Below are 13,733 nucleotides of genomic sequence, written 5' to 3'. Positions count from 1 at the left end.
GGAAGTGACGAAAGGAATTTATTCTTGATCAAACGCATATTAACGCCGGTATCCATAATCTTGGTCCTGTTGCTGTCTTTGGGGAACGCTTCTGCCAAACAGACGGCCCCTTCCTTCATTCGTGACGCAGAAATTGAACATACCCTTCGTGCTTACGCAAGGCCTCTGTTCAGGGCGGCGGGACTGAACGGTGATGATGTGGAAATTTATATCATCAATAGCACCGATCTCAACGCTTTTGTCGCGGGCGGACAGCGGCTTTTCATGTTTCGGGGGCTTTTGGAGCGGGTCGAGACCCCGGGCCAGCTCAAAGGCGTGATTGCCCATGAAACGGGCCATATCGCGGGTGGCCATCTGGCGCGGATGCAGGATGCGCTCGCCAAAGCGAATGTCAAAAGTATAGTCGGCATGATCCTTGGTCTCGCGGCCATGGTGGCAGGCGGCGGGGAAGCCGGTGCGGCGGTGGTTCTCGGCTCGCAGGATGCGGCGACGAAATCCTTCCTCAGCTACAGCCGGACGCAGGAATCATCTGCTGACCAGGCGGCGATCACCTATCTTAACCGGACCGGCCAGTCCGGGCGCGGCATGCTGGAGTTTCTGGAAATCATCGGCCAGGGGCAGTACCAGCCACAGACGACCATTTCTTCCTATTACCGGAGCCATCCCGTCAGCAGTGAACGTGTTGCGGCCCTGGCGCAGCGGGTGGATAAATCCCCCTATAAGGATACACCGCCAAGCGAGGAGGATGTCATTGCCCTTAAACGGATGCAGGGCAAGCTCTACGGGTTTACACGGCCGCTGCCCAAGACCCTGAAAAAATACCCGGTGAGCGACAATAGCATCGAAGCGCGCTATGCCCGGGCAATCGGCTTTTTCAGGTATCCCGATCTTCCCAAGGCAATCAAGGAGATCGATAGCCTTATCGCGGAAAACCCCAGCGATCCCTATTTCCACGAGTTGAAAGCACAGGCGCTCTATGAGAACGGCGATATCATGGGGGCCCTTCCCTCCCTTGAGACAGCCATTACGCTCGCACCAAACGAGCCGTTAATATTGACTTTTTATGGTACCGTCCTGAATGCGACAGGGGATGTGCGGGATGCAGAACGCGCCATCGCCGTACTGAATGACAGCCTCGCAATCGATCCCAACGACGGCAATACTTGGGACCAGCTGGCTACCGCCTACAGCCGGACCGGAGATACGGGAATGCTGTCCATGGCGAGCGCTGAACGGTCTCTTTTGGAGGGGGAATATCAAAAGGCCATCTTCCATGCGAAGCGGGCGCAGGACTTCTTTAAAATCGGCAGCCCGTCCTATCTTCGTTTGGAAGATATCATTACTTACGCAAACCAGGCGTCACGAAAAGAATAATCCGTGACGCCTCCGTAGTTTACTTCTGGCTTTTCAGCAAATCGCGAATTTCTTCGAGCAAAACCTCTTCGCGTGGCGGCGGAGCTGGCTCTGCAGGCGCTTCCTCTTCCTTCTTGGTCAAGCGGTTAACCTGCTTGATGAGGAGGAAAACCGCGAAGGCGACGATGATAAAGCTGATCACCGTATTAAAAAAGGCGCCATAATTCAGGGTGACCGCGCCGGCCTCTTTTGCGGCCTCGAGGGTCTCATAGCTTCCGCTGGAAAGAGTAATAAAGAAGTCGGTGAAATCCACGCCGCCAAGCAGCATTCCAATTGGCGGCATAATCACATCAGCGACGAGCGATTTGACAATAGTTCCAAACGCGGCACCAATAATGATACCAACGGCCATATCGACAACATTGCCACGCATGGCGAATTCTTTAAATTCTTTAAGCATTCCCTACCCCCAACTCAATAAAGTATAAGCGCTTATTCGTACTCTGTTACGGGGTTTTGCGCAGTCTTCCCGCGATTTTAACTATAATATACTTTGGAGAATCCACAATCTTGTTTCTTCCGGAGGGGAAATACCTGTAATAGCTGTGCTGTGTGAATGATCACAGGAAAGTTTATTTGATTTTATGTTGGCCGTGGGCATACTCGGTCAATATTATTATTCCGAAAGTGTTTTAATGTCCGCCAGAACAAAGCTCAGTAGTCTCAGCATCCTTTCATTCGTCGCGCTTGTCGGGTTGATCGCCTTTGGCGTCTATCAATATATGATGGAGAAACCAACCACAACGGAGGATGAATTTGGCGAACGGGTGCGCGCCTATCTCCTGTCCAATCCGCAGGTTCTGCGGGAGGTAATTGCAGAACTCGCCAAGCAGGAAGAGATGGCGGCCGCGACGGATCGTAAGGGTTTGCTGGCGTCGCTATCGACGGAGCTGAAAGAGGATGGATACAGCTTTGTTGCCGGTAATCCCGACGGCGATGTGACGATTGTGGAATTTTTTGACTACCGCTGCGGCTATTGCAAGCAGACGTTCCCCGAAGTCATGAAAGCCGTCGAGGCGGACGGCAATATCCGCTTGGTCCTGAAGGAATTTCCTATTCTCGGCGCGGACTCCTTCCTTGCCGCTCAGGCGGCCATCGCCTCAATTGAACAGGGTAAATACCTTGAATTCCATACCGCCCTGATGAGCAGTCGTGGCGGGCTGACGATGGAACGTATCCGCAGTATTGCAACGGACGTTGGTCTCGACCTGGAAAAGCTTGAGGCTGACATGAAAAAGGACGCGGTGCGCGCCGTTGTCGAAAAGAACTATGCCCTCGCCAAACAGCTTGGGATCAGTGGCACACCGGCCTTTGTCATCGGGGATGAGTTTATTCCCGGCGTGATATCGAGTGAACAGATGCAGGCGCTTATCGCGGCGGCACGGGAGTCAGCCGAACAGGCGGATAAAAATAAATCCTGATACAGCCTTTAGATAACACCCCGGCGGATCTGGTCGAGCTCGATTGATTCGAAAAGGGCCTGGAAATTGCCCTCGCCGAACCCTTCGTTGCCCTTTCTCTGGATAATCTCGAAGAAAATCGGGCCGATCACATTCTGGGTGAATATCTGGAGCAGGAGGCCCTGCCCCTCCGTAGGTGCGCCGTCGATCAGGATCTGTAACGCCTTGAGCTTTTCGACATCCTCGCCGTGGTATTTCACACGGCTATCTATCTGTTCAAAATAGGTGTCAGGCGTTTCCTGAAACAGCGTGCCTGTCTCGCGCATGGCCGAGACGGTCGAGTAAATATCATTGGTGCCGAGGGCGATATGCTGGATCCCCTCGCCATGATAGGCATTGAGATATTCCTGAATCTGCGATTTGTCGTCAGAGCTTTCGTTGATCGGGATGCGGATCTTGCCGCACGGGCTCGTCATCGCCTTGCTTTTCAGGCCCGTCAGCTTGCCCTCGATGTCGAAATAGCGAATTTCCCGGAAATTGAACAGGCGCTCATAGAATTCCGACCATTCGGCCATGCGCCCGCGATGGACATTATGGGTCAGGTGATCGATATAGGTGAGGCCGTTCCCCGCGGGATGGCGTTCCTCTCCCTCAATGGGGAGGAAATCCACATCATAAATGGTGCCCTTGTCGCCATAACGATCCACAAGATAGATAAGCGAATCCCCGATTCCCTTGATTGCCGGAATATTCAACTCCATCGGTCCCGCGTCCGACGGTACGACCCAGGCGCCGAGTTCCTCCGCGCGCTTGATGGCCTTCGCCGCGTTCTTTACCCGGAATGCCATGGCGCAGGCGCAGGGCCCGTGAATGCGGGCGAAGGACTGGGCGAAGCTGTTGGGCTCGGCATTGACAATGAAATTGACATCCCCCTGACGGTAGAGGGTCACATCCTTGGAGCGATGCTTTGCCACCGGACGAAAGCCCATCGAGATAAACAGCTTGCCCAAGGCCTCCGGGTCCGGCGCGGCATATTCGACGAATTCGAAGCCGTCAGTTTCCATCGGATTGTCCCATAAATCAGCCATATCGATCCCTCCGGTCAGAAAGTAGTTTCATTTGAAACTTTAATCCGTAAAATGGATCGGGTACTGAATAATGTCAAGGCCGTTTCGATGAATGAAATGCAACGCACTCTCTATCTGCCCCGGTTCCTTCCCTACCGGCTGACCAAGTTATCCGGGATGATCAGCCGCAGCCTCGCGGCGAAATACTCCGCCCTGTTCGACCTGACCATCGCGGAATGGCGGATTGTGGCGTTGCTGGGCTCCAATCCCGGCCTGACTGCGCGCGAGATTGCCCCGCTCGCCTCCCTCGACAAGGTCAGCATCAGCCGGGCGGTGGAACGGCTCGTAAAATCGGGCCGCCTGGAGAAACGCACAGTGGAGGGGGACCGACGCTCCGCCGCGCTGTTCCTTACACAGGCGGGTCAATCGACCCTCGCGGAGATCATTCCGCTCGCGCAGGACTATGAAAACCAGCTCCTCGCCGAGTTCAGCCCGGAGGAGATTGAGCAGCTTGATAATTTCCTGAACCGCCTCGATGCGACGGCGGAGGACCTTCAGGAAGGCTAGAACAGCTCGACCCGGCCGAATCCCGGCAGCTTGAGCGCGGCGTCATCGACATCGAGACCGAGGGTAAGTCCGAGTAGATGCAGTTCCACTCCTTCCACTGGGCTGGCCGTGAAACCGCCGTACCCCAAAACTGAAAACTGAACCCCTCGCCCGCTCACGGCGCTGCCAAACGGGACACCGCCGGAGATGTAATCCTTGCCGATAGCGGTTGGTGGCAGATCGAGTGCAAGTTCCGGTACCGCGCGGCCTATATGGCCAATAAAGCTGTTGGAGTTGGGGCCGGGCCAGACGCGATAATCATATTTATGCGGATAGCTCTCGATCGCCGCCTCGATCCGGTTCATCAGCTTTTCAGCCGCGGGCCCTTTAACGGTGGCGAGGACTTCCGGTGCATTGCCGAACCAGTGATTATCGGGTGCGCCGCGACTTTTTACCAGCGCGTTGCCGCCATGTCGCGCCCGCCAGCCGATCACCTCATAGCGGTCATAGCTGTTCGCGCTCTCGCGTTTCATGGAAATCCAGGTATGGATGGCGAAATTCCCGCGCCAGCCCCAAGTACGAGCGCCAAAGACCTGGATGATTGCATCAGTGTGGGTTTCGGGCGCCGGTGACAGCCCGCTTGCATCTCGCCGGGCGGAGGACCAGCTTGTTGCCTCCGACGAATTTCCCGCCGCGACCGACAGCATCTGCGGCAGGCCAAACAGCAGCACTGCGCATAGACCGACTAAAAGTATTCTGCGCGTTGCTTTCATTGTGACTTTCAAGAAACGGAAAAGGAGCAGGAGTATAAAGTTAAGGCTCTTATCACGGAAATCAATCCCCCTACTCCCCACTCCTTCATCGACTAATTTTCACGATTGCTTTAAACTTGTTAAAGACTTCTGTATAAGGGGGCAGTTTGGCTGAGAGGCCTGTTCGCACGGGAAGTTGCGGGGGAATGTATGGGTAAGTCAGTAATTGTCATCAACGGTCCGAACCTGAACCTGCTGGGCAAGCGGGAGCCGGAGATTTACGGGTCCACGACGCTCAAGGACATCGAGGAGCAAACCCGCGCCCATGGCGACAAGATCGGCATCGAGACTGTCTTCTTCCAGAGCAATAGCGAAGGCGACCTTGTGGATGCGATCCAGCGTGCGGGCGCTAGCCACAGCGGCATCATCCTGAACGCGGCCGCCTATACCCATACCTCCGTCGCGCTTCATGATGCGATCAAGGCCTGTGGCCTGCCGGTGGTGGAAGTGCATCTGTCAAACATCTTTTCGCGTGAAGAATTTCGCCATCACAGCTATATTTCGCCCGTTGCCGCTGGTGTTATCTGCGGATTTGGGGCAAAAGGCTATGGGCTGGCCCTCGACGCGCTTGCCGACCTGATTGATTAAAGTAACCGAGACTTGGACATTATGAATAAACTTAACATCGACAAAAAGGCGATCCGGGACCTGGCCGAGATCATGAACGAAACCGGCCTGGGGGAAATTGAAATAGAGAATGGCGACCATCGCCTGCGGGTGTCGCGGGGATCTTCCGCCGCGTCGGAAGCCATCCAGACCGTTATTCCCGCCGCACCGGTTGCGGCCCCAGCCGCCGCACCGGCAGCGGCGGCACCTGATGCCAGCAGCCATCCCGGCGCCGTCAAATCCCCGATGGTCGGCACAGTCTATCTTTCGCCGGAGCCCGGCTCGGCACCGTTCGTGCGGCCCGGCGACATGATCAGCGAGGGTCAGACCCTCCTCATTGTCGAGGCGATGAAAACAATGAACCCGATTGCCGCCCCGAAATCGGGCAAGGTCATCGAAATCCTGGTCGGCAATGAAGAGCCGGTTGAGTACGGCCAGCCCCTCGCGATTATTGAATAAACGACAGTAGGTTCGATGTTTGAAAAAATCCTGATTGCCAATCGCGGCGAAATCGCCCTCCGGATCCATCGCGCCTGCCGCGAAATGGGGATCAAGACGGTGGCGGTGCATTCCTCCGCCGATGCGAACGCCATGCATGTCCGCCTTGCTGACGAAAGCGTGTGTATCGGTCCGCCGAGCTCGACTGAAAGCTATTTGAATATCCCCTCCATCATCGCCGCGGCGGAAGTGACCAATGCGGATGCCATTCATCCGGGTTATGGCTTCCTGTCCGAGAATGCGAAGTTCGTCGATATCGTCACCGCCCACGGAATCAAGTTTATCGGCCCGTCCGCCGATCATATCCGCATGATGGGCGACAAGATCACGGCCAAAGAAACCATGCGCAAGCTTGGCGTGCCCTGCGTGCCGGGATCGGAAGGTGAAGTCGAAACCCTCGCTGATGCGGAGCGGGAAGCGGGGAATATGGGCTATCCCGTGATTATCAAGGCTTCCGCTGGCGGCGGCGGGCGTGGCATGAAGGTGGCGGTGAACAAGGAAGCGTTGTCAGAGGCGTTTTCCTCCGCCCGCTCGGAAGCGAAACTCGCCTTCGGGAATGACGCGGTCTATATGGAGAAATACCTGAGCGGCCCGCGCCATATCGAGGTGCAGATCCTGGCCGATGGCCAAGGCAATGTGGTGCATCTGGGAGAACGCGACTGCTCGCTGCAGCGGCGGCACCAGAAAGCGCTTGAGGAGAGCCCCTCACCCGCCATCACCCCCGAACTTCGCGCGCGGATCGGCAAGACGGTCTCCGATGCTATCCGTGATATGCGCTATGAAGGTGTCGGCACGATCGAGTTCCTGTTCGAGAATGACGAGTTCTATTTCATCGAGATGAATACCCGCCTGCAGGTGGAGCATCCGGTTACCGAAATGATTACCGGGATTGACCTCGTTCAGGCGCAGATCAATGTCGCGGCGGGCTATCCGCTGGATCTCAAGCAGGAAGACATCAAATTTTCCGGCCATGCGATCGAATGCCGCGTAACGGCCGAGGATCCAAAGACCTTCGCCGCCAGCCCCGGCCCGGTAACGGAGTTTCATGTCCCGGGTGGTTTGGGGGTTCGTGTCGATAGTGCGCTGTATACCGGCTATAATATCCCGCCCTATTACGACAGCCTGATTGCCAAGCTGATCATTCATGCGGCAACCCGTGAGGAATGCCTCCTGCGGCTCAATCGTGCGCTTGAGGAATTTGTTGTGAGTGGCATCAAGACGACACTGCCGCTGCATCAGGAAATCATCCATAATCCGGAATTCCGCGACGGCCAATATGATATTCACTGGCTGGAAAAGTTCATTGCCACGCGCTAGTTCGCGAATGAGATGACGTCACTCACCGCGGAGACCATTTTGGCCGCCTACCGCATCGGGGTTTTCCCGATGGCGGATAGCGCGGAGGATACCGATCTTTACTGGGTTGAGCCCGAACGGCGGGGGATTTTTCCGCTTGACGCCTTTCATGTCCCGAAACGGCTGGCGAAAACCATTCGCAAGATGCCCTTTAGGGTGACCGTGGATACGGCGTTTCGGCAGGTCATACGCGAATGCGCGTCACCGCGTGGCGACCGGGAAGATACCTGGATCAACGACATCATTCTGGAACGCTATGGTGAGCTGCATGACATGGGCTATGCCCATAGCGTGGAATGCTGGGACGGGGATGAACTCGCCGGCGGCTTGTACGGCCTTGCGTTTGAAAGCGTCTTTTGCGGGGAAAGCATGTTCACGCGGGTGACGGACGCCAGCAAGATTGCGCTTGTCTATCTTGTCGCACGGTTGATCCGCGGGGGATTCACGCTTTTGGACGCGCAGTTTATGAACCCGCATCTTGCAACCTTCGGCGCGACGGAAATCAGCCGGCTGGACTATCTCGCCCGGCTGAAACAAGGCCTTCAACACAAGGGGAATTTCTATTCCTTGGGTGACGGCGTGACGGGGGCCGAAATCTTGCAGTCAATCACCCAGACATCATAGACAGGATGCTCGAGTGCGTTGATCGCCGGGCTTGACGCAAACATCCAGCCGGTAAAGAGCGGCAGGTTGTCATCGTCAACCCTAACTTCGGAGATTTCCAGAAATGCGGAGGTTTCGGGCGGCTCTTCCGGCGGGCGCTTCAGGCATTTACGTGGCCGAACGGCAAGGCTCCCGAAAATAGCGGTTTCGTCGATGGGAACGAAAAGATCCTTGGTGCGCGCGGTCACCTTGTCGAGGGCGCGCAGGATGACAATATCCCCTTCCAGCGAGTCAGCCGCGTTGCCAGGGCGTGGCTGCAGGCTCACCGCGACAAGACCGAGAAGTGACAGGAGTGCGAGTTGCCGGAAGCGGCGGCGGTTTGAGACGCGGAACCACATTGTCAAATGACCCAACAAAGGTAAGACAGCATGTGGGCGGGCTATTTCTTGGTGCCGTTGTTGCTGCTGCTGAAAATCGCCTGGGCGATCAGATCCTGGATATTGACGGCCCCTTGCGTATAGGAAATGGTGCCGCCATCCTTCAGCATGTCGTCGGATCCCCCTGGGGACAGCTGCAGGTAGTTGTTGCCGAGCAGGCTGCTTGACGTGATCTTGGCGGAACTGTCGTCAGGCAGGTCGATACTTTCATCAAGGCTGATCCGCAGGATCGCGCGATATGTTTTGGGATCCAGCGTCTGGGATGTTACGGCGCCGACCTTGATCCCGCTCATGCGGACATCGCTGCCGACGCTCAGTCCGTCTACATTGTCAAAGGATGCCGTGAGGTTGATCCCGCCGCTTCCGGTGTTGACGTCCGCGGTGCGGTAGGCAAAGACAAGGAAAATGGTCGCAAACGCCAGAACCACGGCGCCAATGACGGTTTCCACAATATTACTGCTCATTTAGTCCTCCTCCGCTTGCGCGAAATAACTGGCGCAAGGAAATCGTCTTATTTACGGCTTCCAGGCTTGGTAATCGCCTGTACCCTTTTGGCGCGGGCCGCCCTTTAGTATTGATCCGTCCGGACGATAGGCAAATTCCGTCCCTGTAAGATTAGGCAAATGCTCTTCCTGCCAGTCAGCCTGTGGCAGGTCCTGTTGGTCTGGCAGGTTGTCCGTCGTGTAATGAAGCCAGATGTGCCACGCAGGCGGGACTTTCGACGCCTCGGGCCTGCCTTTATAGACTACCCAGCGGCGCTCCCGCCCGGTCGGTCCCGTCGGCTTGCCCTTTTCGCGGTAATAGCGGTTGCCGAACTGGTCCTCTCCGACCTGTTCGCCGCGCCACCATGTAAACAGCCTTGTGCCAATCGTCGCCATCTATCTCTTCTCACTGAATAGGAACTGAGTTATTTGCCCGGAATATGGCATTGTGACGGGCGTTCGTCCAGTCTAACTTTTCATCGCGCGCTTGTGGATGCCCCTTCATTCCGATGCCTGATTCTATTGATTCCGATCCAGAACGCGGCTCATCGTTGCTTTTGTACAACGCCGTCCCGTTTTCTTATTAACTATAATTTTCGCCAATGGTCACGAAACTGCCATATTTCGCGATCGATAAAATTTTAGACACTAAATGTAGTATTTTTGCTGTTGACTTGGCTGGGTCAGGACGACATCATCCTATGCCAATGGGGGGACTTTCCTACTATATCTAGTAGGAGTTGGAAATGAGGGAGTCGTTGCTGACCCTGCGTTTTCCGGCGTTTATTACCAAATCCCCCGCTTAAAAGACGACCAAATTGATCTGGCGAATGGAAGGTATGAGATGCGTATAGAGCGACAATTTACTAACAGAGATTCTTCTCCTTACGCGACCATTAAATTCAGGCAGACGACCAGTGAAATTCGCAATCCGGATGGCTCCGTCGTTTTCAAGCTCGAAGGGATTGATGTTCCCGCCGATTGGTCGCAGGTCGCCTGTGACATCATTGCCCAGAAATATTTCCGTAAAGCTGGCGTCCCTGCCCGCCTGAAACCGGTGTCTGAAAAGGACGTGCCGGAATGGCTGTGGCGGCAGACGGCCGACAAGGAAGCGCTTGAAGACCTACCGAAAGAGGAACGCTATGTTGGCGAAACCTCCTCGACAGAAGTTTTTGACCGGCTCGCCGGGACCTGGGCCTATTGGGGCTGGAAGGGCGGCTATTTCGATGGCGAAGAGGATGCCCGCGCCTATTTCGACGAGATGCGCTATATGCTGGCCCGCCAGATGGGCGCGCCGAACTCCCCGCAGTGGTTCAATACCGGCCTGCACTGGGCCTATGGGATCGAGGGACCGGCGCAGGGTCATTCCTATGTCGACTTCAAGACCGGCAAGCTGAAGAAATCTGTCAACTCCTACGAACATCCGCAGCCGCACGCCTGCTTCATCCAGTCTGTCGATGACGATCTCGTCAATGAAGGCGGTATCATGGATCTTTGGGTGCGTGAGGCGCGCCTCTTCAAGTATGGCTCCGGCACCGGCACCAACTTTTCCAACCTCAGAAGTGCGGGCGAAAGCCTCTCCGGCGGCGGCCGCTCCTCCGGCCTGATGAGCTTCCTGAAAATCGGGGACCGGGCTGCGGGCGCGATCAAGTCCGGCGGCACGACACGGCGCGCCGCGAAGATGGTCACGCTTGATATCGACCATCCGGATATCGAGGAATATATCGGCTGGAAAGCGATTGAGGAACAGAAGGTTGCCTCCCTCGTATCCGGATCGAAGCTGTGCAACATCCATCTTAATAACGTGATCAAGGCCTGCCACGAGATCAAGGGCGACGAAGCCTTTCTTCCGGCGGAAAACCCGGCCCTCAAAAGAGCGATCATCGACGCACGTAAGGCCATGGTGCCGGAAAACTATGTCCAGCGGGTGATCCAGTTTGCGAAACAGGGTTATACCGAGATTGACTTCCCGACCTATGACACGGACTGGGATTCGGAGGCCTATCTCACGGTTTCGGGTCAGAACTCGAACAACTCCGTGCGGGTAACAGACGGCTTTATCGAGGCTGTGCTGAAGGACGGCGACTGGAACCTGATCCGCCGCACCGATGGCAAGATCGCGAAGACTGTCAAGGCCCGTGACCTGTGGGAACAGATTGGGGAGAGCGCCTGGCAGTCCGCCGACCCGGGCCTGCAATATGATACAACCATCAACGACTGGCATACCTGCCCGGCGGATGGCCGCATCAACGCATCGAACCCCTGCTCTGAGTATATGTTCCTGGATGATACGGCGTGTAACCTCGCGTCCCTCAACCTGATGACTTTCCGCCGCGCCGACAAGAGCTTCGATATCGAGGCCTTTGAACATGCCGTGCGGATCTGGACAGTCACGCTTGAAATCTCTGTCCTGATGGCGCAGTTCCCGTCCGAGGAAATTGCCGAACTCAGCTACAAGTTCCGCACGCTCGGCCTTGGCTACGCCAATATCGGCGGGTTGCTGATGGCACAGGGTCTTTCCTACGATTCGGATAAGGGCCGCGCCCTGTGCGGCGCAATTACGGCGGTCATGACCGGCGTTGCCTATAAGACAAGCGCGGAAATGGCATCGGAACTTGGCGCCTTTCCGGGATATAAGAAGAACGCGAAGAACATGCTCCGCGTGATCCGCAACCATCGCAATGCCGCCTATGGCCTGACGGACGGTTATGAAGACCTTTCAGTCCAGCCGGTCCCGCTTGATGCGATTAACTGCCCGGAACCGGGCCTGACCGAAGCCGCCAAGAACGCTTGGGATGCCGCCCTCGAGCTGGGCAAGAGCCACGGTTATCGCAACGCGCAGACGACAGTGATCGCGCCAACCGGCACGATTGGCTTGGTCATGGATTGCGACACGACGGGGATTGAGCCAGATTTCGCCATCGTCAAGTTCAAGAAGCTGGCCGGCGGCGGTTATTTCAAGATCATCAACCGCACGGTGCCCGAGGCCCTGAACCATCTGGGTTATGGCAAGAGCCAGATCAAGGATATCATTGATTATGCGGTCGGCCATGGCACGCTCGAGGAGGCCCCGGGTGTCAATCATCAGGCACTGCTGGAAAAAGGCTTTACCGTCGAAACATTGGGCCGGATCGAGGCGGATCTTGGCGCCAGCTTCGATATCAAGTTTGTCTTCAACAAATTCTCTCTTGGGGAGGACTTCTGCCGCGACGTGCTCGGCATCTCGGATGCGCAGCTCAATGACTATACCTTTGATATGCTGTCATATCTCGGCTTCACCAAGAAAGAGATCGAGGCGGCAAACACTTATTGCTGTGGTGCCATGACCTTGGAAGGTGCACCTCATCTAAAGGATGAGCATCTTTCCGTCTTTGATTGCGCCAATCCCTGCGGCCGGATCGGCAAGCGGATGCTCTCCGTTGAAAGCCATATCCGCATGATGGCGGCGGCGCAGCCGTTTATCTCCGGGGCGATCTCGAAAACCATCAATATGGCCAATAGCGCAACGGTTGAGGACTGCAAGGATGCCTATCTTCTTTCGTGGAAGCTCGGCCTAAAGGCCAATGCCCTTTATCGCGATGGCTCCAAGCTGAGCCAGCCCCTCTCCGCCCTCACCTTCGATGAGGAGGATCTCGAAGAGGTCAAGGAACAGGTACAGGCCTCCCCGGCGGCGGCGAGCAATGTCATCGCCGAGCGGATCGTGGAACGGATCGTGTCGGAACGCAAGAAGCTCCCGACGCGCCGCAAGGGCTATACGCAGAAGGCGGTTGTCGGTGGGCACAAGGTTTATTTGCGGACCGGTGAGTATGATGACGGCGGCCTTGGCGAGATATTCATCGACATGCATAAGGAGGGCGCCGCCTTCCGCAGCCTGATGAACAACTTCGCCATTGCCATCTCTATCGGCCTGCAATATGGCGTTCCGCTGGAGGAATTCGTTGAGGCCTATACCTTCACCCGGTTCGAGCCATCGGGCATCGTCGAGGGCAATGACGCGATCAAGATGTCCACGTCGATCCTTGACTATCTCTTCCGGGAACTGGCGATTTCCTATCTTGGCCGCAACGATCTGGCGCATGTCGCGCTTGATGACCTGCATAACGACAGCCTCGGCACCGGTGATGATCAGGCCAAAATCTCAGAGGATGAGTATTCGGAGAACAAGGCCGCGATCAACAATGTCATCAATCTTGCCTCGACCGGCTATGTCCGGGCGAACAATTTTGAGGTGCTTCAGGGGGGCCTGTCGGCCATGTCAGCGAGCCTGGGCCAGGGTCAGGTCAGCGCCGCGGCTGCCAGTGTCGGGGCCACGGGCGCCGTTGCTGCCGCGAGCGTGTCAGTCAGTGGCGGAACACCCGGCGGATCTGACAAGCTCAGCCGGTCCATGGAGGCGCGCATGAAGGGCTATGAGGGGGACAGCTGCGGCGAATGCGGCAACTTCACCCTTGTCCGCAACGGGACCTGCATGAAATGCGATACCTGCGGCGGTACGAGTGGGTGTTCATAAAAATAT

Annotated in this window: 14 protein-coding genes; 8 read left to right on the top strand and 6 right to left on the bottom strand. The window is 56.3% G+C overall.

Annotation, left to right across the window (positions count from 1 at the left end; translation table 11 throughout):
- The first annotated feature begins 24 nt into the window (after window positions 1–24).
- Window positions 25–1,374, top strand: coding sequence for a M48 family metalloprotease (locus J0X12_RS14655; RefSeq protein ID WP_207047151.1), 1,350 nt, complete (start codon window positions 25–27; stop codon window positions 1,372–1,374).
- A 19-nt stretch (window positions 1,375–1,393) separates the two neighbouring features.
- On the opposite strand, the gene mscL is transcribed toward J0X12_RS14655, so the two are convergent.
- Window positions 1,394–1,813: a large-conductance mechanosensitive channel protein MscL gene (gene mscL, locus J0X12_RS14650; RefSeq protein WP_207047149.1), complete on the bottom strand. Its 420-nt coding sequence runs from the start codon at window positions 1,811–1,813 to the stop codon at window positions 1,394–1,396.
- A 235-nt stretch (window positions 1,814–2,048) separates the two neighbouring features.
- On the opposite strand from mscL, the gene J0X12_RS14645 reads away from it, so the two are divergent.
- Window positions 2,049–2,834, top strand: coding sequence for a DsbA family protein (locus J0X12_RS14645; RefSeq protein ID WP_207047147.1), 786 nt, complete (start codon window positions 2,049–2,051; stop codon window positions 2,832–2,834).
- A gap of 8 nt (window positions 2,835–2,842) precedes the next feature.
- Here J0X12_RS14645 and hppD read toward each other — a convergent pair whose 3' ends face one another.
- A complete protein-coding gene (gene hppD, locus J0X12_RS14640) occupies window positions 2,843–3,901 on the bottom strand; it encodes a 4-hydroxyphenylpyruvate dioxygenase (protein WP_207047138.1) in 1,059 nt (352 codons plus the stop codon).
- 87 nt (window positions 3,902–3,988) lie between these two features.
- Between hppD and J0X12_RS14635 the strand changes: the two genes are divergently transcribed.
- A complete protein-coding gene (locus J0X12_RS14635) occupies window positions 3,989–4,447 on the top strand; it encodes a MarR family winged helix-turn-helix transcriptional regulator (protein WP_207047136.1) in 459 nt (152 codons plus the stop codon).
- Here J0X12_RS14635 and J0X12_RS14630 read toward each other — a convergent pair.
- Window positions 4,444–5,199 carry a DUF3750 domain-containing protein gene (locus J0X12_RS14630; protein WP_207047133.1) on the bottom strand — a complete coding sequence of 252 codons (756 nt, stop codon included), beginning with the start codon at window positions 5,197–5,199 and terminating at the stop codon, window positions 4,444–4,446. The two genes, J0X12_RS14635 and J0X12_RS14630, sit on opposite strands and share 4 nt — an antisense overlap.
- A gap of 189 nt (window positions 5,200–5,388) precedes the next feature.
- On the opposite strand from J0X12_RS14630, the gene aroQ reads away from it, so the two are divergent.
- From aroQ to aat, 4 genes are read left to right on the top strand one after another with little or no spacing between them, the layout of a single operon-like run.
- Complete coding sequence (gene aroQ / locus J0X12_RS14625) at window positions 5,389–5,826, top strand: type II 3-dehydroquinate dehydratase (RefSeq protein ID WP_207047131.1); 438 nt, start codon at window positions 5,389–5,391, stop codon at window positions 5,824–5,826.
- Window positions 5,827–5,847: 21 nt separating this feature from the next.
- The gene (gene accB / locus J0X12_RS14620) at window positions 5,848–6,303 is read left to right on the top strand and encodes an acetyl-CoA carboxylase biotin carboxyl carrier protein (protein ID WP_207047129.1); all 456 of its coding nucleotides are present in this window, start codon (window positions 5,848–5,850) and stop codon (window positions 6,301–6,303) included.
- 15 nt (window positions 6,304–6,318) lie between these two features.
- Window positions 6,319–7,659, top strand: a complete 1,341-nt coding sequence (accC, locus tag J0X12_RS14615) for an acetyl-CoA carboxylase biotin carboxylase subunit (RefSeq protein WP_207047127.1) — start codon at window positions 6,319–6,321, stop codon at window positions 7,657–7,659.
- A gap of 12 nt (window positions 7,660–7,671) precedes the next feature.
- Window positions 7,672–8,322, top strand: coding sequence for a leucyl/phenylalanyl-tRNA--protein transferase (gene aat / locus J0X12_RS14610; protein WP_207047125.1), 651 nt, complete (start codon window positions 7,672–7,674; stop codon window positions 8,320–8,322).
- Here aat and J0X12_RS14605 read toward each other — a convergent pair.
- Genes J0X12_RS14605 through J0X12_RS14595 form a run of 3 tightly spaced genes read right to left on the bottom strand, consistent with a single transcriptional unit; the run spans window position 8,259 to window position 9,616 of the window.
- Window positions 8,259–8,699 carry a DUF2155 domain-containing protein gene (locus tag J0X12_RS14605; protein ID WP_207047123.1) on the bottom strand — a complete coding sequence of 147 codons (441 nt, stop codon included), beginning with the start codon at window positions 8,697–8,699 and terminating at the stop codon, window positions 8,259–8,261. The two genes, aat and J0X12_RS14605, sit on opposite strands and share 64 nt — an antisense overlap.
- A 41-nt stretch (window positions 8,700–8,740) precedes the next feature.
- The gene (gene mlaD, locus J0X12_RS14600; protein WP_207047121.1) at window positions 8,741–9,202 is read right to left on the bottom strand and encodes an outer membrane lipid asymmetry maintenance protein MlaD; all 462 of its coding nucleotides are present in this window, start codon (window positions 9,200–9,202) and stop codon (window positions 8,741–8,743) included.
- A 51-nt stretch (window positions 9,203–9,253) separates the two neighbouring features.
- Entirely contained in the window at window positions 9,254–9,616 is a 363-nt protein-coding gene (locus tag J0X12_RS14595; RefSeq protein WP_207047119.1) for an NADH:ubiquinone oxidoreductase subunit NDUFA12, read from the bottom strand.
- Window positions 9,617–10,064: 448 nt separating this feature from the next.
- Here J0X12_RS14595 and J0X12_RS14590 point away from each other — a divergent pair, with 448 nt between their 5' ends.
- The gene (locus J0X12_RS14590) at window positions 10,065–13,727 is read left to right on the top strand and encodes a vitamin B12-dependent ribonucleotide reductase (RefSeq protein ID WP_207047117.1); all 3,663 of its coding nucleotides are present in this window, start codon (window positions 10,065–10,067) and stop codon (window positions 13,725–13,727) included.
- Window positions 13,728–13,733: the final 6 nt, after the last annotated feature.

The organism is Sneathiella sedimenti (assembly GCF_017313765.1).
In the GTDB taxonomy this organism is placed as follows: domain Bacteria; phylum Pseudomonadota; class Alphaproteobacteria; order Sneathiellales; family Sneathiellaceae; genus Sneathiella; species Sneathiella sedimenti.
Note: the sequence above shows the minus strand (reverse complement) of the source record. Positions and strands in the feature narration are given on the sequence as shown.

What these genes read in the sequence shown, in the direction of transcription:
- aat (WP_207047125.1), top strand. Translation starts at nt 7,672, where the DNA reads ATGACGTCACTCACCGCGGAGACCATTTTGGCCGCCTACCGCATCGGG.
- aroQ (WP_207047131.1), top strand. Translation starts at nt 5,389, where the DNA reads ATGGGTAAGTCAGTAATTGTCATCAACGGTCCGAACCTGAACCTGCTG.
- J0X12_RS14595 (WP_207047119.1), bottom strand. Translation starts at nt 9,616, where the DNA reads ATGGCGACGATTGGCACAAGGCTGTTTACATGGTGGCGCGGCGAACAG.
- J0X12_RS14630 (WP_207047133.1), bottom strand. Translation starts at nt 5,199, where the DNA reads ATGAAAGCAACGCGCAGAATACTTTTAGTCGGTCTATGCGCAGTGCTG.
- J0X12_RS14590 (WP_207047117.1), top strand. Translation starts at nt 10,065, where the DNA reads ATGCGTATAGAGCGACAATTTACTAACAGAGATTCTTCTCCTTACGCG.
- mlaD (WP_207047121.1), bottom strand. Translation starts at nt 9,202, where the DNA reads ATGAGCAGTAATATTGTGGAAACCGTCATTGGCGCCGTGGTTCTGGCG.
- hppD (WP_207047138.1), bottom strand. Translation starts at nt 3,901, where the DNA reads ATGGCTGATTTATGGGACAATCCGATGGAAACTGACGGCTTCGAATTC.
- J0X12_RS14645 (WP_207047147.1), top strand. Translation starts at nt 2,049, where the DNA reads ATGTCCGCCAGAACAAAGCTCAGTAGTCTCAGCATCCTTTCATTCGTC.
- accC (WP_207047127.1), top strand. Translation starts at nt 6,319, where the DNA reads ATGTTTGAAAAAATCCTGATTGCCAATCGCGGCGAAATCGCCCTCCGG.
- J0X12_RS14605 (WP_207047123.1), bottom strand. Translation starts at nt 8,699, where the DNA reads ATGTGGTTCCGCGTCTCAAACCGCCGCCGCTTCCGGCAACTCGCACTC.
- J0X12_RS14635 (WP_207047136.1), top strand. Translation starts at nt 3,989, where the DNA reads ATGAATGAAATGCAACGCACTCTCTATCTGCCCCGGTTCCTTCCCTAC.
- accB (WP_207047129.1), top strand. Translation starts at nt 5,848, where the DNA reads ATGAATAAACTTAACATCGACAAAAAGGCGATCCGGGACCTGGCCGAG.
- mscL (WP_207047149.1), bottom strand. Translation starts at nt 1,813, where the DNA reads ATGCTTAAAGAATTTAAAGAATTCGCCATGCGTGGCAATGTTGTCGAT.